Source organism: Nostoc sp. LEGE 06077, assembly GCF_015207705.1.
Classification (GTDB): domain Bacteria; phylum Cyanobacteriota; class Cyanobacteriia; order Cyanobacteriales; family Nostocaceae; genus Nostoc_B.
Window position 1 is genome coordinate 1 of the sequence record NZ_JADEWI010000018.1, and the last position, 25538, is coordinate 25538.

Here is a 25538-nt window from a genome sequence, read left to right on the forward strand (position 1 = left end):
GACGATCATTTAATGTTGACTGCTGCTGGATTATGGAACTTCTACTTGATGGCAGCATAAAAATTACATCAAAAACCACAGGGATCAGAATTTCAACGCAACTCTCAGTTATTTCCCAACAACTCTATAGTCCTAACTTTTGGGAGCGGCTTTCTTTCAGCACTATTTCTCAATGATACGATCGCCCTCATCCTCACACCTCTGGTAGTCGGTATCACGCAATTACTCAATCTCAACCCTGTTCCCTACGTATTAGCATTGGCTGGTGCAACAAATCTTGGTTCTGTTGCTACCCTCAGCGGCAATCCGCAGAATATTTTAATCGGTTCTTTTTCTGGTATTGGTTATCTGGATTTTGCCAAAGCTTTGACACCACTAGCGTTTGTCAGTTTGGCAATCCAAGTAGTTTGGTTATGGTGTTTGTATCCAGAGGTGCGATCGCTGCGTCCCTATTTGAAAGTAGAATTACCCCGTTACCATATTTTCAAACCTTTGTTAGCCAAGAGTCTGCTGATTACTACAGGCTTGCTAGGAGCATTTTTGTTGGGAATTCCCACTGCGGAGGCTACCCTAGTTGCTGCTGGACTATTACTAGTCACACGTCGGCTCAAGCCAGAGCGAATTTTGCAAAAGGTGGATTGGGATTTACTACTGATGTTTTGTGGGCTGTTTATCTTGACGGAGGGTGTGCAGAAACTTGGTGCGCTGGAATCGTTTGCCCGTTTCGTTCATGATCCCTTAAGCATTCTGGGAGTAACAGTATTGTTGTCGAATCTGGTATCTAATGTGCCGGCTGTACTGCTGCTACATCACCTCATTCCTCATCCCAGTATGCAAACTTGGCTACTACTGGCGGCGGCTTCTACACTGGCAGGAAATTTGACGCTGTTGGGTTCTGTCGCCAATTTGATTGTAGCGGAGGCCGTTGCTAAAAAAGGATATCGGTTGACCTTTGGGGAGCATTTGCGATTTGGTCTCCCGTTAACTGTTGTGACTCTGGCGCTGACATATTTCTGGATTTTTTAAGCCCTAAGTAACGCAGAGGTTTTAGTTAATCAAGTTTCTGTGGTCTGCTGTAGTTCCTCAGATTGGCTGATACTGCAATATCAGGAGCTAATTGAGCATCGTTTATGGGTACAGATGCCGTTAATTTTAAAGGTATTTCGCCTGCCCATACTGGTATTTGATAATCAACTTCATCATCAATCGGCCCACCAGCGCGAATTTTAGCACTGGCTTCTGTGAGTGGGAGAGATAGTACTATTGTTTTGGCTAATTCCTGATGATTTGGCGATCGCACTTCTTGCCATCTGCCCAAAATTACGTGTTCTGTAAATGCTTGCAACGCCGCTAATTTCTGTTCTGTATCCCTGACTAGAGTTGCTTTACCAAAGATGACGACTGAGCGATAATTCATGGAGTGGTGAAACGCTGATCGCGCTAATACTAACCCATCAATTAAAGTCACTGTTACGCAGACATCAATACCTTGTTGCAGCGATCGCAACATTCGACTTGCAGGTGAACCATGAATATACAATGTATCTTCAACCCGTCCATAGGCTGTAGGAATTACAAAAGGCTGTCCGTTGGCAATAAAACCTATATGACAGACTAATCCTTCATCTAATATTTGATAAATGGTTTCGCTTTCGTAGTTAGCTCTTTGGGGTGTGCGTTTAACTGTGCTTCTTGGGCTGGGAGCTTGTGGTTGAGGCATGAATGGAACTTTCAACTCTATATCGTTAGAGTAATCAGGTAAGTGGAATGATACAAGAGCCACTTTTTAATTAAATTATCAGTCCACTTATCTTTGGCACTCGAATGGATTTTGTGATTAATATCGACCCCAAAGCCGCTTTATCTTTGCATCGTCAAGTTTACACAGAAATTCGTCAAGCAATTCTTAGCGGAAGGTTAACCCCAGGAGAAAAATTGCCTTCAACCCGTGTACTGGCTCAATTGCTTACTATTTCCCGCGCCACTGTCACCCAAAGTTATGAGATGCTCCTGAGTGAAGGCTATCTAGAAACAATTCTTGGTTCAGGTACATTTGTCTGTCGTCAACTTCCTGATGAATTACTCAACACCACACCAATTCAGGCAAAATCACAACAAATTTATGATTCCATATCTTTATCAACCTATGGCAAAAGTTTAAGTCAGGGCAAATATTTACACCTACCAGAAGCAGATGTAAGTATTAGCTTTAGTTATGGACGACCAGCTTTTGATCAGTTTCCCATCAAGTTGTGGCGTAAGCTTTTGTCTCGCCATTGTCAAGCTAATAAATATGTTCTTGATTATACTTACGACTCTCAAGGTTATCTACTTCTGCGGGAGGCGATCGCTTCTTATTTATCTCGATCCAGAGCCGTGAAATGTAATTCAGGGCAAATCATTATTGTTGGTGGTTCACAACAGGGTATTGACTTAATTACTCGGATATTAATTGATCGGGGTGATTGGGTAGCGGTGGAAGACCCTGGTTATTTAAGTGCTAGACGAGCTTTTTTAGCGCAGGGAGCTAATTTATTCCCTGTAAGTGTAGATAAATCAGGGTTAATCGTCAATCATTTAACAACAGCTATAATTCCTAAAGTTAAGCTGGTTTATGTCACGCCATCACACCAATTTCCGACAGGTGCGACATTATCTCTGGCTCGTAGATTAGAGTTATTAGCTTGGGCGCAAAAATCAAGGGTAATGATTATTGAAGATGACTATGACAGTGAGTATCGTTATGGTGAGCGACCCATACCAGCATTGCAAGGATTAGACCAAGGTAACTCAGTCATCTATGTGGGGACATTCTCTAAAGTACTCTTTCCGGCTTTGCGTCTGGGTTATTTAGTTTTACCAGCAAATTTAGTCCCAATATTTGCCCGTGGGAAATGGTTAGCAGATCGGCAATGTAATTTATTAGAACAGTATGCCTTGACTGATTTTATTAGCGAAGGACATTTAGAACGACATATTAGAAGGATGCGATCGCTTTACGATGGGCGCAGGCAAACTTTAGTGCAGTCTTTATTTCAGTATTTTGGCGAAAAAATCGAAATTCTGGGAGAAAATGCCGGAATGCACTTAATGGTAAAATTCAATACCCAACTCAGCGATGATGAAATAGTTCAGCGTGCGGCGCTTGCTGGAGTAAATATTGGGGCAGCTTATCCTCAATATTTAAAAGATAGTCCTGGTAGCGAATTTATATTTGGATATGCTGAACTCAGCAATCAGAAAATACAAGAAGGAGTACGTCGATTAGCTGAATTCATACCAATCCAAAATTAAACAGGATGTCCGCAAACATCAAACAAAAGTTACTTTTCAGCCCGTTCAAAAACTACTGAGAGATTATTGGCAGGCATTTTGTCAATCTGCTTCACAACAAGACGTTCTGCTTTAGCTACGGCTATGACATCATCTAAGTTACGCACCCCCCATTCTGGGTTTTGGGCGCGTAAATATTCATCAAAAACTGCATTACTTGGTGCTGTATGTTCTCCACCTTGTTTAAAAGGCCCATATAAATAGAGGATGCCACCAACAGGTAAGATGCGACCAGCCCCTGCCATTAATCCTAAACAAGCTGACCACGGTGAAATGTGAATCATATTAATATTGACGATCGCAGTAATTGGTGACGTATTCAGCCACTGGGTTGCTGTCTGTTTCTCAACTACCCAGACTGGTTCTTTTACATCAAGCTCCAGTGGTGAATAAATGTTTTTACACTCATAATGTTCAGTCCAGGCAACGATGCTGGCTCTGGCTTGTGGACTAACATCTGTTGGCAGCCACAGACAATTTTTGAGTTTGGATGCAAAATATACTGCGTGTTCACCTGTACCACTGGCAATTTCCAAGACTGTACCACTCCCAGGCAAGACTTTTAAAAGCACTTCGAGAATTGGTTCTCGATTGCGATCGGTGGCTGGGGCATATTGTCGTGCATCTTGTATTGTCATTTGTGTGATTTGACTAGTTTATTTCTTAAGTTCATTACATCATGTTGGATAATTTTCTTAAAATCGCTTTCCATATTCCAACGCTGAGAAAGTCAAACGAAATAGAGTGCCACTAGTACGCTCAAGCTCTAGTTTGCCCTCCAGTTGCAGAGCTAAATCGTAGGCAATCTTCAGCCCTAAAGATTTCAGTTGCTTGAGATTTAAAGATTCGGGAATACCAGCCCCATTGTCTTGAATCGTGAGAATATACTGTGAGCGAGCTTGAGATGGCGTTTTTTGAGGACGCGGTGCCTCTTGAAATGTCAATGTAGTGGCCACAGTATGTTGGGCTGCTGCGGGGAATATTTGTTTTAGAGTAATGCAAATTTCTCCTTTGCGCCCATCCGAAAAGCCATGCTTAATAGCATTGGTAATCAGTTCATTCAGCAATAACCCACAAGGCATTGCAGTTTCTAAATTGAAGACAACTGGTTGCAGGTGAAAGCGCAATTTAATTTGCTCTGGATGAATGCTACAAAATGCTAAGATACTTCTGGCTAAACGCCGGATGTAGTTATTGAAATTACTCTGCCCAATGTTGTCTTGTTGGTAAAGGGTTTCGTGAATCAGCGACATAGCTCGAAGACGATGGCGTGTGTCTTCTAAGGCCTGGGAAACTGCTGGATGATTAGTGGCCTCTGTTTGTAACCACAGCATCGATGAGATGACTTGTAGATTATTTTTGACTCTGTGGTGAATTTCTTTGAGCAGAATTTCTTTTTGAGCTAACTGATTTTCTAGTTGTCTATAAAGGCTGGCTTTTTGACTGGCAATACCGATTTGTAACCCTAGTTGTTTGAGGAGATTAATTTCATCAGGTTGCCATTGCTGGGGTGTATGACAATTATGAACCATCAGCAATCCCCACATTTGCTCGGCTTGCAAAATCGACACTCCTATATTTGCTCGCACCTGCATTTGGGCTAGAAGTTTAGCATAGCAAGGTGGGATGTCTGGAGATTGGGCATCATGGCAAACAGTAATATAACCTTGGTGATAGCGTTCCACCCAATCTTGATCAAAACAAGGATCGGCGATCGCTTGTCCGAAAAGAGACAACTCAGGTAAAGAAACAGCTTCTAGCTCCACCAAGATGTTGTAATTACTAGCAAAGCGGCAAACAAGCACCCGATCGCATTGCAAAAATTGCCGAATCTGCTCTAAGCAAGTTGCCAGAACTTCGTCTAACTTGATAGATTGATTCATCATTTGGGCGATAGTTGCTAAAAGTTGGTCGGCTTCGGCCTGACGTTGCAATCGTAGTTGCGCCTGTTTGCGATGAGTAATATCTTCGGCAAGTCCAGCAATGCGGTAAATCTCGCCTTGGGGATTGTGAATGGGAAAGTAGCGATCGCTAATCCAGCGAATTTCGCCATTGGGACGGATAATGCGATATTCTATTTCCCCTCGATGGTATTTGCGGAGAATAACTCTTTCGGCGATGATGCGATCAAGGTCTTCTGGATGCACTGCATCTAACCAGCTGTTGGAGTTTTGGTAAAGTGTATCGACAGTTTGTCCCCAAATATCTGCATAGCTAGGACTGGCATAAATAATCTGTTCGTTTTTATCTTCAATATAAAAGACATGATTGATGTTTTCGGCAATCTGGCGGAATTTTTCTTCGCTCTCTTGTAACGCCGCCGTGCGTTCTTGCACCCGTAGTTCCAATTCCCGATTTAACTGTTGCACTTGTTGATAAAGATTTGCCTGCTGAATAGCGATCGCCAATTGATCAGCAAACCAACGCGCTAAACGAATTTCATCTTCTGTTAACAGTAATGGTGGTGGTGATTTATGGGCGGAAATCGATCCCCAAACTATCCCATTCACTTCTAAAGGCAGAATGAACCAACCACAGGAAACTTGAGAAACCTCTTGAGCCACTTTTGGATTTACTCGATCAGTAAAGGTGCGTGTGTCTTCAATGATTAAGATTTCTCGTTGTTTCAACCGTTCCGCAACGGGATTATCGCGATCGCTAATCTCTAGTTCAAAGGTGGATAAACTTTCTGGACTTTGGAGATATTCTGCCAAACTTTTCCAGTACTGTTGCTCTGGTAGATATTGAATGATGGCGGCTCCATCCATTTGCAATAGTTCAGTAAATTCTTTGACAGCAGTTGTAAAAATTATCTTGATGTCAAGGGAGTTGCGAATTGTTTGAATGACTCGGTTAAATGCTAGTTCTTGGAGAGTTTGTCGTTGAAGGGTGGCTTGGATAAATTTGCGATCGCTAATATCGATCACGGTTCCAGTCATACGTACAGGCTGATTGTTATTGTCATATACAACTTGCCCGTTACTCTCAATCCAGTGAATGCTGCCGTTTGCCCAGATAATGCGATATTCATGTTGATAGAGTTTGTGTTCCTGGATGGCTTTTTGAACCACCTGCTCTAGCAATTCTCGGTCATCAGGATGGACACAATTCAAAAAGGTTTCATGTCTGCCATCAAATGTACCGGGAGTCATGCCAAAAAGGTGTTCTGTTTCCTGTGTCCAGTTTGTTTCTCCGGTCAGCATATTCCAGTTCCAGATACCCATGTGAGCAGCTTTAAGTGCTAGTTGTAGTCTGGCTTCACTTTCCTGGATTTGACATAAGTTTGTGTCACAAACAGCATTTTTTTGCCTTATCCGTTCCCAGACTATGCCCAGCCCAAAAGCGATCGCTATACCGAAGAAATATAGTCCCCGTTGCCACAGATTCTCTGATAACATTTCCCGCAAGGCTTAATACCAAGATTAACGGTTGTAAAAAGTCAAAGACAAGAATCTTTTACCTTTTGTCTTTTTTTAAAAGTGACGAAATTGTTTGGGTGCAACCCCGACAATTCGTTTGAAATGAAGTGCGAGGTGACTGGGATTGGCGAATCCGCATTCTAGGGCAATGTCAGCAATAGTGAGACTACTTGCCCTTAATAGATGTCTTGCTCGTTCCACACGCTGCTGAATTATATACTGGTGAACTGATTTTCCTGTGGATAGTTTAAACAGTCGCGCAAAGTAGTCACTTTTCATCCCAACTTGAGTTGCCAGCGTCTCCAGACTCAATTCTTGGTTGAGGTTTTCTTGAATATAGCCCAGGATGATTTTCAGTTTAGTGGGAGGTAGTCCACTTACCCCATCTGTGGACAAAATATCTGTTGGGGTGATTGATAACTCCTGTTTACCAGTCTGCTGTCGGAACAGTGCCAGTTCAATAGCCACACGCAAATCTTGTGGCGTAAAGGGTTTTAGTACATAGCCAAAGGGGTTAGTCAGTTTTGCCCGTTCTAAAGTGCTGTCATCAGCATAAGCAGTAATATAAATCACTGGAATCTGGAAGCGATCGCTAATTTCTCCCGCCAGCTTGATTCCATCTTGACTCCCTTGCAGGTTAATATCCATCAGCACTAAGTCGGGCATACTTTCTGTAACTTGCTGGATAACTGTATTGCTTGTCACAGCAATGCTGACCACTTCATATCCCATCTTGTGTAAGTGGCTTTCAATTTCCCTGGCGACTAGGATTTCATCTTCTACTATCAAAATCCTGGCACTTGCCATTCACTCTGCTCCTACTCAATAAAACCGCTGACTTCATCTTTCTTCATTATCTTCCCTAACAGTTGTATGTAGGTCAAATTAATTTGTTAAAGCAGTAATTGACTATGAAATTCCAGCACAAATTTTCCTAAAAGCTCTATTATTTTATATTTTTTGCTTAATTGATTATCGGATTATTAAACATATTCTCGACTAATGTTTGAATTCTATTTGAGCAATCTTTAGATCCAGTATATTTTCACTCAGGCAAGCACCAGATTTAATCCTCAAATTTAGTTGTATAGACGATTTTAATTCTACCAGATGCCGAATTATGGCTCCTGAATTATCTTGTCAAAATGACAAGATAATTCACACAGCTAAATTATAGTTTTGGGTTAACAACTATATTATTAGCAGAGCTTTTGAATTCATGCACTTTCTATTTTTAGATATGTGAAACTGGATTTTTTCTGGGAACAATATGTGGAAAAGCAATTCAAAGCAATTTTCCTAAAATATGTTTTAAATTGCGAGAATCTATTTTCTGTATTAAACAAATAGGAGATTCATCTGCAATATGACTACTACACTGAATTTTTCCGCGAACGCAATTGACGCATTAGAGGAATCGAATCACGGACGTAGTTTTGATGAGATTCAAGCTCATCCTAACTGCATTACAATTACAACTTCAACAGTAAATAATGTAGTTAAAATCGTTATTGCTGATAATGGTAAGGGCATGAGTGAAGAAATAAAACAAAAAATATTTGACCATTTATTTACGACAAAAGCTGTAGGTAAAGGTACAGGTTTAGGGTTGGCTATAGCTAAACAAATTGTCGAACAAACCCACGGTGGCAACTTGAAATGTAACTCAGCTTTAGGAGAAGGTACTGAATTTATAATTAAGATTCCTGTGTAAATTTTAGCTTTAACTTACAGATAAGTTCATCTATCTGGGAATACTAGATCCAGAAATTATGAAAATGAGCGCAATATGGTGAGCAATCTTGTTAGTATTCCCGGATATCACATTAGAGAAGAACTCTACAATGGTTCGAGAACACTGGTTTATCGCGCAGTCAGAGAAAGCGACTCAGTACCAGTAGTTATAAAATTGCTGAAAAATCCCTATCCCAGCTTTAGCGAACTCTTGTTGTTTCGCAATCAATACACCATTGGGAAAAATCTCAACTCACCTTTGATTATCCAAACTTATAGCCTTGAACCCGTACATAATGGCTATATGTTAGTTATGGAAGATTTTGGCGGAATTTCGCTGAAGGAGTGGAGAATTGGAAAAACCTTACCATCTCTACAAGAGTTTTTAGTTTTAGCGATCGCTATCTGCAACATCCTAGACTTACTGTACCATGAGCGGATTATTCATAAAGATATCAAACCCAGCAATATCTTAATTAATCCCGAAACCAAGCAAGTTAAATTAATTGACTTTAGCATCGCATCATTACTCCCTAGAGAAACCCAAACCCTGGTTAACCCCAATGTCTTAGAAGGAACACTCGCTTATATATCTCCAGAACAAACCGGGAGAATGAATCGCGGGATTGACTACCGGACAGATTTTTATTCTCTGGGTGTGACTTTCTTTGAATTACTCACAGGTGAGTTACCATTTTTATCAAATGATGCAATGGAATTGGTACATTGTCACATTGCTAAAGCACCACCACTAGTAAATGAGATTAATCCGCAAATCCCATCTGTACTGTCGGAAATAGTTAGCAAGTTGATAGCCAAAAATGCCGAAGACCGCTATCAAAGTGCATCAGGATTAAGATTTGATTTAGAAACCTGTTTACATCAGTTAATAGAAACTGCTGAGATTAAATCTTTTGCAATTGCCAAAAATGATGTGTGCGATCGCTTTATCATTCCCGATAAACTCTATGGTAGAGAAGCCGAAGTAGAAACCTTACTCCAAGCATTTGAGCGCGTCAGTCTTGGTGCAACAGAAATGATGTTAGTGGCTGGGTTTTCTGGAATTGGGAAAACTGCTGTCATCAACGAAGTGCATAAACCAATTGTACAGCAACGGGGTTATTTTATTAAAGGTAAATTTGATCAGTTTAATCGCAATATTCCTTACAGTGCCTTTGTGCAAGCCTTCCGCGATTTAATTGGACAATTGTTATCAGAAAGTGACTTACAGATTCAGCAATGGAAAAACAAAATATTAGATGCTGTTGGCGAAAATGCACAGGCAATCATTGAAGTCATCCCCGAACTAGAAATAATTATTGGTCAACAACCACAAGCAATAGAGTTATCAGGAACGGCAGCAGAAAATAGATTTAATTTATTATTCAAGAAATTTACTCAAGTCTTTACCAGTGGTGAACATCCCTTAGTGATGTTTTTAGATGATTTGCAATGGGCAGATTCAGCATCACTGAAGTTAATACAGCTTTTAATGGCTGATACAGGTCGTCTTTTGCTCATTGGGGCTTATCGTGATAACGAAGTTCGTCCTGGTCATATATTGCTATTGACTTTGAGTGAAATTCAAAAAACATCAGCAACCATTCAAACAATTATTTTAACGCCATTAAGTCAATCCCAAATAAATTATTTAGTTGCTGATACACTTAAATGTCAAGCACACTTGGCAGAAAATCTTTCTGCCTTAGCTTATCAAAAAACTCAAGGTAATCCGTTTTTTGCTACCCAGTTTCTCAAGGCATTACATCAAGAAAAAATTATTCAATTTGATTTGGAGTTAGGCTGCTGGCAATGTGATATTGTACAGGTAACAACTCAAGCACTCACAGATGATGTTTTGACCTTTATGGTTTTCCAATTGCGAAAACTACTGCCATCAACTCAATATATCTTGCAGTTAGCAGCTTGTATTGGCAATCAGTTTGATTTGGCAACTTTGGCAATTGTTTTAGAACAATCAGAAATTGCAACTGCTACAAATTTATGGGAAGCATTACAAGAAGGATTGATTTTACCCATTAGTGAGGTTTATAAGTTTTATCAAGATTGGTCATTAGAAAAGAGTGAAAAAATAGACACATCAGCGGCTAACAGCAGAGTAGGACAAAGCACAGCTACTTATAAATTTTTACATGACAGAGTACAACAAGCTGCATATTACCTGATTCCCGATGACCAAAAACAGATAACTCACTACCAAATCGGACAACTGCTACTGCAACAGATTAGCCCAGCAGCAAGAGAAGATCGGATTTTTGAAATAGTTAATCAGTTAAATCACGGAACTGCCTTAATTACCGAACAAACACAACGAGATGAATTAGCACAACTTAATTTAATTGCTTGTCGCAAAGCCAAAAGTTCCACCGCCTATCAAGCTGCGGGTGAATATGCCGCAGTTGGATTGTCTCTGTTAGGAGAAAAAGCCTGGCAACAACAATATGAAATGACTCTCAATTTTCATGAATTAGGCGCGGAAATTGCTTCTTTATGTGGCGATTTTGCGGTGATGGAACAATTGATTGATACCGTGATCACACAGGCGCACTCTTTACTAGAAAAAGTCAATGTCTACTGTATTAAAATTCAGTCTTATGTATTCCAAAATCAACCTATTGAAGCCCTTGATAGTGGACAGAAGCTTCTACAAGAGTTTGGGGTAATGTTTGCCGAATCACCCACACCAGTAGATATTCAACAATCAATTCAAGCGATTAACGAACTAATTGGAGATAGAGAAATTGCCGATTTAATTGATTTACCTGTAATGACAAATAAGGAAGTATTGGCAATTATTCAGATTGCCAGTAGTCTGATTCCACCAGCGTACAACTCTGGTTCTATTTTGTGTCCATTACTGATTGCATTGTCAGTCAAATTATCCATTCAGTATGGCAATACAATAATTTCTGCATTTAGTTATGCTAACTATGCTGTTATTCTCTGCAATCTTTTACAAGATATAGATCAAGCCACAAAGTTTGGTCAATTGTCACTGCAAATTATCTCGAAATTTGACGCTAAAGCGATTAAACCGGAAGTGTTTTTAGTGTTGGGAGGTTTTGTGCTGCACCGCAAATCTCACATCAAAGATATCCTCCCACTGTTGCAAGAAGGTTACGTGACTGGTTTAGAAGTTGGTAGCACAAAGTTTGCTGGATACCACGCCCGTACTTTTTGTAACGCTGCTTTTTGGGGTAATCAGCCACTTGTTAACTTAGAGCAAAATGCTCGTGCTTACTACAATGGGTTAATGCAACTCAACCAAGTGGGACTAGCTAATCATTGTCGGCTTTCTTGGCAGACTGCATTAAATTTGCTGGGTTTTGGGGAGCATCCTTGTATTTTGTCTGGGGAAGCTGCACAAGAGATGGAAATTCTGCCACAAATCATCTCTGATAATGATTTAAGTGAGTTGTATGTGTTCCATTCATATAAACTCATACTCTGCTTCTTGTTTGGAGAAATTGAACAAGCACAAAACCATGCGGTTGAGTGCCGTCGCCACTTAATAGCGGCTCAGGGACTAGTATATGAACCTTCATTTTATTTCTATGATTCTTTGACTGCTTTAGCAGCTAAGAATTTGCAAGAAACATCAGAAGTATGGCAACAGGTAGAGCAAAACCAAACTCAGCTAAAACAACACTGGGCGCACTATGCGCCGATGAATTATCAACATAAAGTTGATTTGGTGGAAGCTGAAAAATGTCGAGTGTTAGGCAAGAATTATGAAGCAGCGGATTATTACGATCGGGCAATTTCTGGAGCTAAAACTAACGAATATATTCAAGAAGAAGCCCTAGCCAATGAACTTGCTGCTAAATTTTATCTCGATTGGGGCAGACAGCGTATCGCCCAAGACTATATGATTCAAGCCTACTACGCCTATGCTCGTTGGGGTGCTAAAGCTAAGGTTATTGATTTAGAACAGCGCTATCCACAACTACTGACTTCTATATTCCAACAAACTCCTACTTCCCTCTCAATTCAAGAAACTGTCTTTCCCTTGGGAACTGTTACCTCTACCAATTCTTCCACTAGTATCTCTGATTCCCTTGATTTAGCTACTATTCTCAAAGCTTCTCACAGCCTTTCTAGCGAAATTGAACTCAAAAAATTACTTGCATCGTTGCTGCATATCGTTATTGAAAATGCGGGGGCTGATAAATGCGTGTTAATGCTCTTGCAAGACGATTCGCTCAAGGAAATCAACGATAATCGCCTGCTGATTAATGGCTTGATTACCTTGGGAACAGAACCAGTTGTGTTACAGCGCCTCCCCATTGAGGATAACCAGAACATTCCTCTCAAACTAATTTACAAAGTCAAAAATGAACAGCAGACATCTGTGCTAATAGATGCGATCGCTGATCCAGTTTTCGGGAATGATCCATATATCATCCGTCAGCAACCCAAGAGTATTTTATGCAGCCCAATTTTACATCAAGGTAAGTTGCGCGGGGTGTTATACCTAGAAAATAGTTTAGTGACAGGGGCGTTTACCAGCGATCGCCTCGAACTCCTGAATGTCATCTGTACTCAAGCCGCAATTGCTCTAGAAAATGCGCGATTGTATGAGCGATCGCAGCAATATGCCCAAGAATTAGAACAAGCGTTAGATAATTTGCAAAATGCCCAATTACAAATGATCCAAAGTGAAAAGATGTCTGCATTAGGTAACTTAGTTGCTGGTGTAGGTCACGAGATGAATAATCCTTTAGGTTTTATTGCGGCCAGTCTCCAACAAGCTAAACCTATTGTTACTGATATCGTTGAACATCTCAAACTATATCAAGAAAATTTCCCCAACAAGAGTGATCAAATTCTCAACCATGAGGTCAAAATTGATTTGGAATATACCTTGGAAGATTTACCAAAGATGATTGATGCTATGAATATGGCTTGCGACAGGCTCAAAAATATCAGCACTAGTCTCCGCACCTTCTCCCGTGCTGATCAAGATTATAAAGTGCCATTTAATATCCATGAAGGCATTGATAGCACCATTTTAATTTTGAAACATCGTCTCAAAGCTAACAACCAACGCCCCGCTATTGAAATTATTACTAACTACGGTAATTTACCTCAAGTCGAATGTTTCCCTGGGCAATTAAATCAGGTATTTATGAATATCTTAGCTAATGCTATTGATGCTTTAGATGAATCGAACACTGGGCGGGGTTTTGCAGAAATTCAAGCCAACCCCAATCGGATTACTATGACAACTTCAGTCGAAAATTCTCTAGTTAAAATTGCCATTTTGGATAATGGTAAGGGGATGAGTACAGAAGTTCAACAAAAAATATTTGACCATTTATTTACTACAAAAGCTGTAGGGAAAGGTACTGGGTTAGGTTTGGCTATCGCTCGTCAAATAGTTGAAGAAATTCATGGTGGAAAATTGAGGTGCCATTCTATTTTGGGCGAAGGTACAGAGTTTATGATTGAAATACCAGTTTGATATTTTCCCAATAGAAAAAATAGAAATATCTACACTCTTCATATCACAAACCCGTTGGTTCATCTGCTAGTCGCACAGAATTCAATTATCAATTCTGGCGACTGACTCCTGAATTATGTTTTGGTAAAAAATTACACAGGGGAGTATTTACGCCCATATATTTGGGAACAGGAAGTGTATTGTTTGCCAACTTAGTAATTGCTTACCACTATAATAAAGTGCTAATCAACCCAAAATATTCAAGGCTTGGGTTAATTTCTTAAAGTACTAGAAAATAGTTGGTTTGTAAGTATGAATGGGAGATGATGTGTCTGCCAAAATTTTAACATCTGTTCACCGACTGGTTGCGGATAGAAGTAGTGAAAAAAGTGATGTCCTTTGGAAAATTCCCAAAGATCATCTTCTGGCTTTAAATTGTTTAACCATTTTTTCAATACTGATGAATTAACAATCGGATCATTTTTACTACCACATATCATCATGGGCATAGAGACACCACCTTGGGGTAACTCAATCAACTTGAAAAGAGAATGTGATAAAGGAGTTTGATCCAAATCTCGATTTAACACAGCTATTAACTTTTTAGTAGTATTATGTGGTTGTTCACCGAACAGATGACGAACACTATTTGCTAATACCTGCTCACGACTGATGGGAAAGAATTGTCTTTGTAGATAATAGTGGACGTGCCAAGTATTTGCCGCTTGAGGAGCTACAGCCAGAATAATGAGTGATCGCACTTTTTCGGGATATCGCCGTGCATAAGTTAAGGCGATCGCACCACCCGCGCCATGACCTGCTAAATTTACTGGGTAAGCATACTCTGATAAAAACTCATCCAATAAATCCACAGCCTCATTTATTGAAGCACCTTCATCCTTACCAGGGCGATATTCCCACTGAGACACATTGGCATATTGCGATATGTATTGTAGTAAGGGTTTATCGAACCGCTGTAATACAGGACTAGAACTAATCCAAACAACATCAAGCTCATCAGACATAAAAACTCTAAAGCCTCAAAAATTCAGTAACTTTAATCACCACAAATACACATATTTTGTCTTCAACCCTTAGCGTTACTTCACGCCAACCTCTGTGACACTTTGCGTCTAAAAACGTAAGTATTCAGGAGTCAGAATTCAGGAGTCAGAAGGTTTAAAGAATCAGGAGAAATATTTGATGAATTAATTTGCTAGGCGTTGCATAAATGCGGGATGAAATCATAAAATTCTAATTTTCAAACTCTTGCTCTTTGCGCCTTTGCGGCTTTGCGTGAGACAAAAATCATCCCCTCAATCAGCAACGCCATTTGCTAATCCTATAGATATTTCTAAATTCTGGCTTCTGAACGGCAGTTGCTTTATGCCGGGAAACCCGTCCACCGCACTGCCTCCTCCTGGGTGCTGAATTCTTACCTAAAAACAAAACTCTCTGTGTGCATCTGTGGTGAATCATCAGGTATACAAATTTGTATTGCTAAAACTACAACCCAAACTCTCTTTTCAACTGAGATACCCACTCTTTTATCCGTTCATCTGTTAAATCAGATTGATTCTCTTCATCAATTGCTAATCCCACAAACTTGCCATTTTTCAACGCTATAGAATCGTTAAAATTATATCCATCCGTTAACCAATAGCCGACAGTTTTACCACCCAGTTGGGAGATTTTTTCTTCTAAGATTCCCATTGCATCCTGAAAATTATCGGCATATCCTATCTGATCGCCAGTGCCAAAATAGGCAATTACTTTACCATTAAAGTTTATGTCATCTAGTTCTGGAAGAAAGCCTTCCCAATCACTTTGCAATTCCCCAACATTCCAAGTAGGACAGCCCACAATCAAATATTCATACTCATCAAAATCAGCAGCATCTGCTTGAGAAATGTCGTGCAGTGTCACCACACCATTACCAAACTCATCCCGAATAATTTCTGCCACAGATTCTGTTTTACCAGTCTGAGTACCGTAGAATAAACCAATTTTTTTGACATTTTGACACCTGATATTTAGAAGACAAAATTGCAATGAATAATCAATAAGTATCTAGACTTGGCGATGAGAAGTCATGCCTGTATAAGCCAGTCCGCCTGCACAGACTAACAAAAAGATGATTTGATTTATCCACGCAGAGTTGCTGAGAGGATAAGGACGGAGGAGACTTCATATAGCTCATACAAGATATTGCATGGGCTATATGATTGCCCAGCTTATTGAATATCTATATCAATAAGCTTTGAGGATATCTTATCAGATTTATTGCGATATATTCTCAGTAGCTTCAGAGAAATTTTGGTAAAAATCAGGATTGGTTGAAAAATATGGCAGATAACAGGTGAGAGGTAACAAAGATTGATCGCCTTGCAATGCCCTAACTAGCGTGGCTACAGCTTATATAGGAATCCGACTTGATTATTGAAATTACTTGTGTGGGTGGGGAATAGGGAACAGGGAACCGGAAAAAAAGTTGTAGGGGCGAACAGCCGTACCCTGTGGGAACGCTAAGAGCGAACGCCCCTACGATTTCTTGTATGTGTTTCAAGATTTTAGAGAATTGGTATAACAGAGGTGTGCTGAGTTTTTTCTCCAAATCAAATATGATTCCTATATAAATAAAAACAAAGCAATTAAAATTGCACTCAAAGCAATAGCAAACATAATCGCGTATTCAACTCTACGACTAAAAAATCCTACAGCAGCTACTAGAGCGATCGCTAGTCCAATAATCCCGACATACTGACCTTTCTGTAAGTTGCGTGCAATAAGTGGGTCTTGGTTTGTTCCTGGTGGTGGAGTTTCTTGAATTGTGCGTGGAGATGGTAATTCTTGTGCTAATAACTTCATAAAATTACTCCTGAAAATACCCTAATTTTAATGAATATAATTTGTAAAAATAAAATTATAGAAAACAGCATTCTTCATTAGATGATTTCAGGATTTCATATAAACATAAAATTCTTATCACTCTTTAGTTAGATTATTGAGAGGGTATTCGTTCAGATTTTGGTAGTTTGACAAGCTTCTAGCCGTGAGAACAGCTTAGTGGATAATTGCCACCAATTAGCTGTAGCGATCGCACTATGCCATTCCCAAACGCCTAAGACTTTGACTCGCCAAACTGACTCAAAAAAGCCAAAAAACGGCAAATGTCCCATTGGTGCGTCCTCCGACCAAGTTAGGTTGTCATAACTTATCCAAGCATCTTTTAATCGCCAGCCGACAAGGTTGGCAAAATCAATGCAAGTTTCGGCTGCTGCAACTTTATTACTACCTAGCATCAAAGATAATACTGGGTCAGATGCTGTACCGGAAATACTTTGACAGATGCGTTGCTGGATACTAAAGCCGAAGCGACCGTGACTGTATTTTACCCACAGGCGATCGATAGTAAGTACATCAGCACAAGCTAAATTTTCTAAACTCGGTAAATCAAGATGGCGTTGCTGTTCTCTCCCAGCTATTTTTAACATCAGATTGGTAGTTTCTGCATCCGCCTCTAACCATCTCCCAGCTTGTAATAAATCTCGCAATTGAGAGTAATCTATCCCTAAAGATGAACTTAAATCGTCGATATCTTCAGTAGGGTGATCAAAGTTTTCATTAACAAACAAATTTGGTTCTGGGAAAACTTCAATAATACCTTGGGAACCTGATAACCAAAAATATAAGTTAACTTCGGTAGATGCTAAATTTATTTGTAATTGTGTAATCAAACTAGCAGCAGTCAGACCAAGATGTTCCCTAGATTTACTGAATATATCTAACAAAGCAGACGCAAATTTTTCACTGGCATTAGGTGGCGCAGAACACGCAATTAAACATTGTCCTGCATCTGTTCCTATTTGTAATTCTTCTACCCAATCACGAATATTACTTTCTGCCAAAGGGCAATCTAAAATAATAATCTGTTGTGCCTTAGACAAACGTAATTGTTTTCTTAACCAAGAACGATTGATGACGGTATTATCTGCCAGCACTAATACCGACTCAGCTTTGGCTGTTTCTTGAATTTGTCCACGCAGATATAAAAATATAGTTGCCGTTTCTTTGATTTCATATTCTTTGGGTGATTCAGAAAAAGATTCTGAGAGTAAGCACTTTTGAATAGCTTTGCGGACATCTGAAGTGATACTATTACCGCGCCCAGTCCAATAATTAATTTCAAAATTACCAGAGTTAGTGAGTGTTTTAATTAAAGCCGAAGCAATTTTAATTTGAGCGACTCCATCTACTATTAAACCTTTTCGGGGATGACGTGCTATTCCTTTTTGATTTGGTTTTAGTCCTAAAATTACCTCACCCATGCCTTCGACAATTCGCTTTGGTGTTTGTAAAGTATATTCTGAATGAATTTGATTGTCTCCTCTACCTTTTTTCAGTTGATTAATTACTCGCAACTGTTGATTGGCTTTATCTATATATGCTAATGTTTGATGATAAACATATCTGTATAAACCATCAGCTTCAATAATCCCTTGAGAATCAGCGGCTTCTCCTCGCAATCCGCGAATTAAATAGTAGGTAAAAACTCCGTGACCTAATTGGGGAAATTCCCAAGATTGCTGACCGCGATCGCAAGACAACAAAGCATAAAATCCCTTTCTTTTTGCCGCCCTTTGTCGCAGAATTTCTACTAATTCTTGTGTTGGATTTAGTAAAGCATTTTTATCGCCCTTTGCGCCTAAAAAAGTTAAGTCACCACTATGACAAGCATCTAACCAGACTAACTGCTGTTGCGCGGCACAATTTTCTAATATCTGTAACAATTCTTGTAATTGCAATCCAGTATTAACTAAATCCTCTTGTTGAGTATCTTGCAGACATAAAACCACCTTTTTACTAGATGGTTCTAACATCCCATGACCAGAAAAATAAACGAGAACTGTATCTATTGCTTTAGTCACAGCAGCAATTTCTTGTAGACTTTTGCGGACATTTTCTACTAAAGGTAAATGCTCACTATCATCACAATAAATTCGTAATTCTTTCTGGGGAAATCCCTCTGTTGCTGCACTTAAGGCTGCACCTAAACCCTGACAATCTTGTGCAGAATAACTTAAGCAAGGTATTCCCTCATCCTGATATTGATTGACTCCTACCAGTAGTAACCAAAGCTTTGCTGCACCAGTTTCGAGGTTACGTGTAGAGTTACTAGTCCGAACACCAACTGGACACATCTATGAAATATTCCTCAACAAGAAAGCTAAGTGCATTGTATCTAGAGAAACGGGTAAACCCTCCCTCCCAGTGTTTGATTTTAACGGCCACGCCAAGCTTCTAATTGTTTTAACTGCTCTGACTGCTGCTCTAGGCGAATTGAGAGGCGATCGCACACCAGTTCGCAGATTTCAAAAATTAATGGGTCGATGATTTCATAATAGATACTTACCCCTTTTGGCTGACGCTGAACAATTCCCGCTTGGGCCAAAATTTTTAAATGCTTGGAAACATTCGCCTGTCCCAGTCCAGTGGCTTCAACAATTTCTGAGACATTTTTGCTACCTGCTTTTAAACTGCACAAAACCTGGAGCCTGCTAGTTTCTGAAAGCACTTTAAAATAATCAGCAATTGGCCCTAGGGCAGCAGGTGAATTTTCTAACATAGATAACTGCTAAAAAGACTTTTCTACTATATTACTATATAGTATCTTTAGTATAAGCCCTGCTCGTAAAGACGTTGTAGGTTTTAGTGGTACGGTTATACACTGCTACGTTGATTATAAGGTAGTTTGGCTAGTAGCATTCCTAACGCACAGGTATCTGTAATCCCCGCAAATATTAATCCGGCTCCCACAAAACCACTCAGAAGTAAGAACCAAGGAGAAACCAATACACCTAATGATGTGCTTGTAAACACCAAAGAACCTGCGACAATTTGCACTTGCCGTATTAAACTAATTGGGGCTTGTTGGTTAATTGTGGTGGGATAACTTGCTGCTTTCCACGCTGCTATACCCCCATCAAGATGAGTTACTTCCGTAAATCCAGCATCAAATAGTTTTTGCGCTGCCATTTTTGAGCGATTGCCCGAATTACAGTAGAGAATTACTTGGGTGTCCTGATTTTGCGGAACTTTGCGCGGATCAAATTTGGATAAGGAAATCAGTTTTGCTCCGATAATATGTTCTCTGGCATACTCAGATGGTTCACGCACATCTATCAGTATGATATTTTCTTGCTTGAGCAACTGTTTGAGAGTTGGAGCATCAACGGTTTGTAATTTGTGTATATGAGAAGTTGTCATGAGTATTTACTCTTGGAAACCTAAATTTTTCAACGCAGAGATATTGCAAAAGGTAAAAACTTGATTGGCAGAATGATTTTTGCCTCACGCAGAGTCGCAAAGACACGGAGGAAATGTCTAATCTAGTATTTGAGATGCAGTAATTGGCGATCGCGCTCCACCTGTTCTAACACCAGATCAACTAAAATCACTGTGTTTGTTGTTAAATCTGCAATCAAGTAAGTATATTTATTTGTTTCACTGTCAAATAGTTGTCCGAATAACATATTGCTTATCTCAACAAAATCTTCTTTATCTATAATATAACTATATAGCAGTATAATAAAAGAGTCTACTATTTTGACAGAATATCTATTCAACAATAAAAATGAATGAACATGGATAATAGTATTTCACTCGAAAATCCATCCCTATCAAGACGGCAACTCCTCAACTTTCTGACTGGAGCAACAGTTGCTGTCACTGCTGGAGCAGCCCTCTATCCTGCTGGCAAATTCTTGATTGCTCCAGGCGAAAAAACGGGAGTAGGAGGTGCTATTTTGTCTAAAGATATTCTGGGGAAACAAATCCCCGCCTCACAAATCCTGGCTGAAGCACCGGGAACCCGTGCCTTAGTTGCAGGTTTGGTAGGAGAACCCACCTACCTGATTGTCAAAGAAGATCACACCCTGGATCGTATTGGGCTTGTGGATAACTGCACTCACCTCGGTTGTACCTTCCCCTGGAATCCCTTGGATCAGCAATTCCAATGTCCTTGTCATGGTTCCCGCTATGCCCCAGATGGTACTGTGGTGCGTGGCCCGGCTCCTCTCCCACTGAAGATTGTCCAGGTTACAGTGATGGATAACAGCATTTTAATCTCGCCGTGGAAGGAAACTGATCCTCGCACTGGAAAGAAACCCTGGTGGGTATAAGGATGAAGTGATATGGAACCGATTCGGATTTTTTACTTTTCTGATGTTTTGTGCGTTTGGGCTTATATTGCTCAGATTCGTCTGGTTGAGTTAAAAACAACCTTTGAAGACAAGATTGCGATCGCACACCACTTTGTCCCCGTATTTGGTGTTGCTCGTGAAAAACTGGAGAATCGATGGCGCGAAAAAGGGGGATTGCAAGGATACAGCGATCATGTCCAAGAAGTTGCGAAAAAGTTCGATCACATCAGCATTCATCCTGATATTTGGACTAATGTTACACCATTTTCATCGACATCCTGTCATTTGTTTCTTCATGCGATTCAACTACTAGAAAAAAAGGGTTTAGTAGAGCAAAATCAACAGATATTTGAAAAAGCAACCTGGGCATTTCGGGAGGCGTTTTTTACCCAACTGGCAGATGTTTCTGAGCGCAAAGTGCAATTTGGCATTGCAGAGGAGTTAAAACTGCCGATCGCTGCTATCCAAGCTCAAATCGATAGTGGTGAGGCTTATGCCAAACTATCCCAGGATTTTGAATTAGTTAAAGAACATACAGTTACAGTCAGCCCCACCCTAATTTTTAATGAAGGACGGCAGCGACTCAACGGCAATGTAGGCTATCGGGTGATCGAAGCCAATATTCGGGAGTTACTGCACAATCCTCCAGGAGAGCAATCCTGGTGTTAAGGATGTTGAATCCATTTCAGGAGAAATCTATGATATTTAAGAAACCCATCCAGAGCATATTACTGGGAATCGCTCTATTGTTTTGCCTCTTGCTTGGTGTTGGGCAAAATCCGATCCTAGCAGCAACTCTAACGCAAACTGAATCAATCTCTCAAGCAAGGATGCAAACTCTATCTGAACCCCGCAATCTGGAATCGGGAGTTGATAGTTTTCTCACTTCGATTCCCGCAGGTTATTACACGATCGCCTCTGTCGAAGAGTTAAAAAGCCTCTTAAAGAAGTCTCAGCCCATGTTAGTAGATGTGCGAGAACCCTCTGAGTATCAATCTGGACATATACCTAACGCAATTAACATTCCCCTGCGAACCCTGTCGCACAATCTGAATCAAATTTATCGCGATCGCCCTGTGGTGCTGTACTGTTCCTCTGGTTATCGCTCGGCAATGGGGGTAATGACACTGCACCTATTAGGTTATGAGAATGTGCAAGGTTTCCCACCTAGCTTTGCCGCCTGGAAAAACGCAAAAGAAGCGATGACCTACGGTCGGTCGAAGACCATCGCCTCCAGATAATGCACTAAAAAAATTAGAATGAAAATCCCAAATTTTCACTCTGTAATTGGCAGAAATTTTAACTTGATAAAATCTGGTGCATCATATCCTGTTTGGTCTGCCTATAATGCAATAGAGGCTACCAATATCATGTTAGAGGCTTTGAAAACACACTTACTTATAATGAGAATATAGAAAAAACTAGACTAAAAACAGGTGTAATTATGCAGGCTATTTTTTGGAGTATAGAAGAAGTTGCTCAAAGAGCCAAACAATTTTACGATCAGGGGATTCGCTCAAAGGTTGAGCATGGCGATAATATTGGCAAGATGATTGTGATTGATGCTGAAACTGGCGAATATGGAATTGATAAAAGTGGTGTTGAATCTGCATTAATGTTGAAGCAGAAAAATCCCAACGCGAGATTATTTACTATGCGAATTGGTTATGATGTTGCTGTCAGCTTTGGTGGTGCTTCTATGGAGCGTACAGTTGAATGATTTATGGAAGATTGATTGACCGCAAAGCAATAGTTCCGGTGATTTTTCGTTTACCACAACAACCAGATTTTTCTCTGGATTTTGTCATAGATACTGGATTCAACGACTATCTTACCTTACCAGTTCAAGCAGTCAATGCGATGAATATTCCTTTATATTCAAGCATACCTGCAAGATTTGCTGACGGTAATGAAGCTTTATTAGCTATACATTTAGCAACTGTTGTTTGGGATGATGTAGAAAAGGTAGTCCCTATTTTAGCTTCTGGTTATAAGCCTTTACTGGGAACTGCGATGATGGAAGGTTATCATCTTGAGATAGATTTTGAGGACAATGGCTTGGTTTCGTTAGAAAAAATCCCATCTCCAATGTTATAGATTATTAATAGATTGGTTTTAGCGTAAGTCCTATAAATTGGAGATATCTAGCTAAACTACTTACATACCTAGCGCGAGGCTCTGGCACTAACGGCGCGTTGGAGATTAGCCAAAGCCCGATTGTAATCTAAAATTGCCGTGACTCGATTACCTTCGGCTCTGGTTAAGTCGTTTTCTGCCTCAATGACTTCTGTTTGTGTACCAACACCAGCTTGATATCTAATTCGGGCAATGTTTAAGGCTTCCCTAGCTTGTTCTAAGCCTACACTGGAAGTCTGCACATTATCTAAATTAGAGCGTAGTTGAGCGTAATATTGTTCCACATTAAAGCGAATTTGGTCACGCTGATTTGCAAATTGAGTTTCGGCGATCGCAATATTAGTTCTAGCTTGCGCCGCCCTAGCGTTGGCTGCTCCCCCATCAAATAAATTCACACTGGCTTGCAGTCCAATAGAATAACCATCAGTAACGCTGGCACTATCGTTAAAGCGATCAAGTAAGTTATAACTCGTCACTAAACCGATTTGCGGTCTTACCTGGGCTAAAGCCTGTCGTCGTTGTTGTTCGGAAATATTTCTTTGGGCGATTTGTTGGCGCAATTCTGGACGATTTTGAAAGGCTTCAACAATAGTTTGTTCTAAGGTTGGTTGCCAAAGTCCCGCCACTGCAACTGTATCTGCCGCAGTGATATCTACTGTCTGCGGTAAACTCAGCAGCGTGCCAAACTGACGACGGGCAATTTGCTGATCTGACAGAGAATTAGTCAAGTCTTGTTGGGCATTAGCTAAATTTACTTGAGCTTGCAGCACATCAAATCTTGTCCCTACACCAGCACGTTCTCTGGCTTGAGCATCTTGCAAACTGGCTTGAGCATTGGCTACCGCAGATTGATTAATTCTGACTTGTTCATCTGCTTGTTGCAAATTGTAGTATTGAGTTCTGATATTAAGTTCAATTTCTCTAGATTGGTTTTCGACATCTAACTCATCTATCCGTAACTGTTCTTCAGCTTGTCTGATAATTGCTTGACGACTGCCAGATGTGTAAAGGTCATAATTTAGTTGTGCTGTACCGTTAAAGGAGGTACTAGGTTGAGAATTACTACTATTAAAGCCATTACCACTGTTAGTCACACTCCCATTAATATCCAGAGTGGGAAACAAAGCCGCTTGAGATTCTCGAAGTGCAGCGCGACTGCGTTCTAACTCTAAGATGGTGACTTGTAAATTGCGATTGTTGCGTCTGGCTAATTCTAAAGCCTCGGCCAAACTCAGAGGAACAGTTCTTTGAATCTGCACTTCTTCTCTTTTTGTCGGAAATTGGAGAGGGTTGGCACTAGGATTTAAGTTTTGTGGCGGTGTCTGCGGTGAAGGTTGAGCATTGGCGCTTTTTGGCACAGCAGAAATTAATAGGGCGATCGCCACAACAACCCAGGTAGAATGCACAGAAGACAGCATAAGGTTTAGATACTAACGAGAAAATAGGGAATGGGCAATAAAACAGAGAGTTTACGATATTTGATTGTGTCTGACTTCACCTGAACGGAGGATATCTGCATACATCTGCGGTTAATTATTCGATAATTGCCAAATTCAACCGACAATCAAACCATCCTGTACGCGGATAGTTCTTTTAGTTTGAGCCGCAATATCTGGTTCATGGGTAACAATCACAATTGTGATGCCTTGTTGGTTTAATTCTGTGAGTAAATTCATCACCTCGTAAGAAGTTTCTGTATCTAACGCACCTGTGGGTTCATCAGCCAAAACTAATGCTGGCCGATTAACTAAAGCACGGGCGATCGCTACTCGTTGTTGTTGTCCTCCAGAAAGTTGACTAGGACGGTTGAGAATGCGATCGCCTAGCCCTACTTTTGTTAAAGCATCTAAGGCTCTTTCGCGGCGTTTGCGTTTAGGCAAGTTTGCATAAACCATTGGTAACATCACATTTTCTAGTGCTGTTGCCCGTGCTAATAAATTAAATTGTTGAAAAACAAAACCAATCCTTTGATTGCGGATATAAGCTAACTCATCATCATTAAAAGTAGTTAGGTTTCTGCCTTCAAAAATATAGTCGCCATTAGTCGGTCTATCTAAACATCCTAGAATATTCATCAGTGTCGATTTACCTGAACCTGATGCACCCATAATTGCGACATATTCGCCTTCTTCAATGGCTAATTGAATCCCCTTTAAAATAGGAACACTCATTTCTCCTAATTTGTATGTTTTAGTAATAGACTCCATCCAAATCATGTTGACCATATTTTTTATTACTGATTAAAAATAT

The 25538-nt window shown here is 40.1% G+C and carries 20 protein-coding genes and 2 pseudogenes; 9 read left to right on the plus strand and 13 right to left on the minus strand.

Features of this window, described 5'->3' with window-relative positions; translation table 11 throughout:
- Positions 1-126: 126 nt before the first annotated feature.
- Positions 127-1026 (plus strand): annotated as a pseudogene (locus tag IQ244_RS14155) (anion transporter); the annotation flags it as partial.
- Positions 1027-1051: 25 nt separating this feature from the next.
- Here IQ244_RS14155 and IQ244_RS14160 read toward each other — a convergent pair.
- Positions 1052-1720 carry a pyridoxamine 5'-phosphate oxidase family protein gene (locus IQ244_RS14160; RefSeq protein WP_193895001.1) on the minus strand — a complete coding sequence of 223 codons (669 nt, stop codon included), beginning with the start codon at positions 1718-1720 and terminating at the stop codon, positions 1052-1054.
- A gap of 104 nt (positions 1721-1824) precedes the next feature.
- On the opposite strand from IQ244_RS14160, the gene IQ244_RS14165 reads away from it, so the two are divergent.
- Complete coding sequence (locus tag IQ244_RS14165) at positions 1825-3294, plus strand: PLP-dependent aminotransferase family protein (protein WP_193895003.1); 1470 nt, start codon at positions 1825-1827, stop codon at positions 3292-3294.
- Positions 3295-3323: 29 nt separating this feature from the next.
- On the opposite strand, the gene IQ244_RS14170 is transcribed toward IQ244_RS14165, so the two are convergent.
- From IQ244_RS14170 to IQ244_RS14180, 3 genes are all read right to left on the minus strand, one after another.
- Positions 3324-3971 (minus strand): DUF938 domain-containing protein, encoded by a 648-nt coding sequence (locus IQ244_RS14170; RefSeq protein ID WP_193895005.1) that lies wholly within the window; start codon positions 3969-3971, stop codon positions 3324-3326.
- 57 nt (positions 3972-4028) lie between these two features.
- Positions 4029-6731 carry a PAS domain-containing protein gene (locus tag IQ244_RS14175; RefSeq protein ID WP_193895007.1) on the minus strand — a complete coding sequence of 901 codons (2703 nt, stop codon included), beginning with the start codon at positions 6729-6731 and terminating at the stop codon, positions 4029-4031.
- 75 nt (positions 6732-6806) lie between these two features.
- Complete coding sequence (locus IQ244_RS14180; RefSeq protein WP_193895009.1) at positions 6807-7559, minus strand: response regulator transcription factor; 753 nt, start codon at positions 7557-7559, stop codon at positions 6807-6809.
- Between the two features lie 571 nt (positions 7560-8130).
- Between IQ244_RS14180 and IQ244_RS14185 the strand changes: the two are divergent.
- Together IQ244_RS14185 and IQ244_RS14190 are read left to right on the plus strand one after the other, a co-directional pair.
- Positions 8131-8466 (plus strand): annotated as a pseudogene (locus tag IQ244_RS14185) (sensor histidine kinase); the annotation flags it as partial.
- A gap of 75 nt (positions 8467-8541) precedes the next feature.
- On the plus strand, positions 8542-13971 hold the full coding sequence (locus IQ244_RS14190) for an ATP-binding sensor histidine kinase (protein WP_193895011.1): 5430 nt from the start codon (positions 8542-8544) through the stop codon (positions 13969-13971).
- A gap of 251 nt (positions 13972-14222) precedes the next feature.
- Here the strand turns inward: IQ244_RS14190 and IQ244_RS14195 are convergent, their stop codons facing one another.
- The 7 genes from IQ244_RS14195 to IQ244_RS14225 all read right to left on the minus strand — a co-directional run bounded on the left by IQ244_RS14195 (position 14223) and on the right by IQ244_RS14225 (position 20483).
- Entirely contained in the window at positions 14223-14975 is a 753-nt protein-coding gene (locus IQ244_RS14195) for an alpha/beta fold hydrolase (protein ID WP_193895013.1), read from the minus strand.
- Positions 14976-15456: 481 nt separating this feature from the next.
- Positions 15457-15981 (minus strand): flavodoxin FldA, encoded by a 525-nt coding sequence (gene fldA / locus IQ244_RS14200; RefSeq protein WP_193895157.1) that lies wholly within the window; start codon positions 15979-15981, stop codon positions 15457-15459.
- A 597-nt stretch (positions 15982-16578) separates the two neighbouring features.
- The gene (locus tag IQ244_RS14205) at positions 16579-16818 is read right to left on the minus strand and encodes a hypothetical protein (protein ID WP_193895015.1); all 240 of its coding nucleotides are present in this window, start codon (positions 16816-16818) and stop codon (positions 16579-16581) included.
- 152 nt (positions 16819-16970) lie between these two features.
- Positions 16971-19151, minus strand: coding sequence for a GUN4 domain-containing protein (locus IQ244_RS14210; protein WP_193895017.1), 2181 nt, complete (start codon positions 19149-19151; stop codon positions 16971-16973).
- Between the two features lie 80 nt (positions 19152-19231).
- Positions 19232-19576, minus strand: coding sequence for an ArsR/SmtB family transcription factor (locus tag IQ244_RS14215; protein WP_193895019.1), 345 nt, complete (start codon positions 19574-19576; stop codon positions 19232-19234).
- Positions 19577-19671: 95 nt separating this feature from the next.
- Positions 19672-20217, minus strand: coding sequence for a rhodanese-like domain-containing protein (locus IQ244_RS14220; RefSeq protein WP_193895022.1), 546 nt, complete (start codon positions 20215-20217; stop codon positions 19672-19674).
- A 122-nt stretch (positions 20218-20339) separates the two neighbouring features.
- A complete protein-coding gene (locus IQ244_RS14225) occupies positions 20340-20483 on the minus strand; it encodes a hypothetical protein (RefSeq protein WP_416209776.1) in 144 nt (47 codons plus the stop codon).
- Between the two features lie 111 nt (positions 20484-20594).
- Here IQ244_RS14225 and petC point away from each other — a divergent pair, with 111 nt between their 5' ends.
- The 5 genes from petC to IQ244_RS14250 all read left to right on the plus strand — a co-directional run bounded on the left by petC (position 20595) and on the right by IQ244_RS14250 (position 23249).
- Positions 20595-21131 carry a cytochrome b6-f complex iron-sulfur subunit gene (gene petC / locus IQ244_RS14230; protein WP_193895024.1) on the plus strand — a complete coding sequence of 179 codons (537 nt, stop codon included), beginning with the start codon at positions 20595-20597 and terminating at the stop codon, positions 21129-21131.
- 12 nt (positions 21132-21143) lie between these two features.
- Complete coding sequence (locus IQ244_RS14235) at positions 21144-21821, plus strand: DsbA family oxidoreductase (protein ID WP_193895032.1); 678 nt, start codon at positions 21144-21146, stop codon at positions 21819-21821.
- A 161-nt stretch (positions 21822-21982) separates the two neighbouring features.
- Complete coding sequence (locus IQ244_RS14240; RefSeq protein ID WP_228058923.1) at positions 21983-22393, plus strand: rhodanese-like domain-containing protein; 411 nt, start codon at positions 21983-21985, stop codon at positions 22391-22393.
- Between the two features lie 203 nt (positions 22394-22596).
- The gene (locus IQ244_RS14245; protein WP_193895036.1) at positions 22597-22872 is read left to right on the plus strand and encodes a hypothetical protein; all 276 of its coding nucleotides are present in this window, start codon (positions 22597-22599) and stop codon (positions 22870-22872) included.
- Positions 22869-23249: a clan AA aspartic protease gene (locus IQ244_RS14250; RefSeq protein ID WP_193895038.1), complete on the plus strand. Its 381-nt coding sequence runs from the start codon at positions 22869-22871 to the stop codon at positions 23247-23249. Before IQ244_RS14245 ends, IQ244_RS14250 begins: the two co-directional genes overlap by 4 nt.
- Before the next feature lie 68 nt (positions 23250-23317).
- Here IQ244_RS14250 and IQ244_RS14255 read toward each other — a convergent pair whose 3' ends face one another.
- Entirely contained in the window at positions 23318-24706 is a 1389-nt protein-coding gene (locus IQ244_RS14255; protein WP_193895040.1) for a TolC family protein, read from the minus strand.
- Between the two features lie 135 nt (positions 24707-24841).
- Positions 24842-25513 carry an ABC transporter ATP-binding protein gene (locus IQ244_RS14260; RefSeq protein WP_322746066.1) on the minus strand — a complete coding sequence of 224 codons (672 nt, stop codon included), beginning with the start codon at positions 25511-25513 and terminating at the stop codon, positions 24842-24844.
- Positions 25514-25538 lie beyond the last annotated feature (25 nt).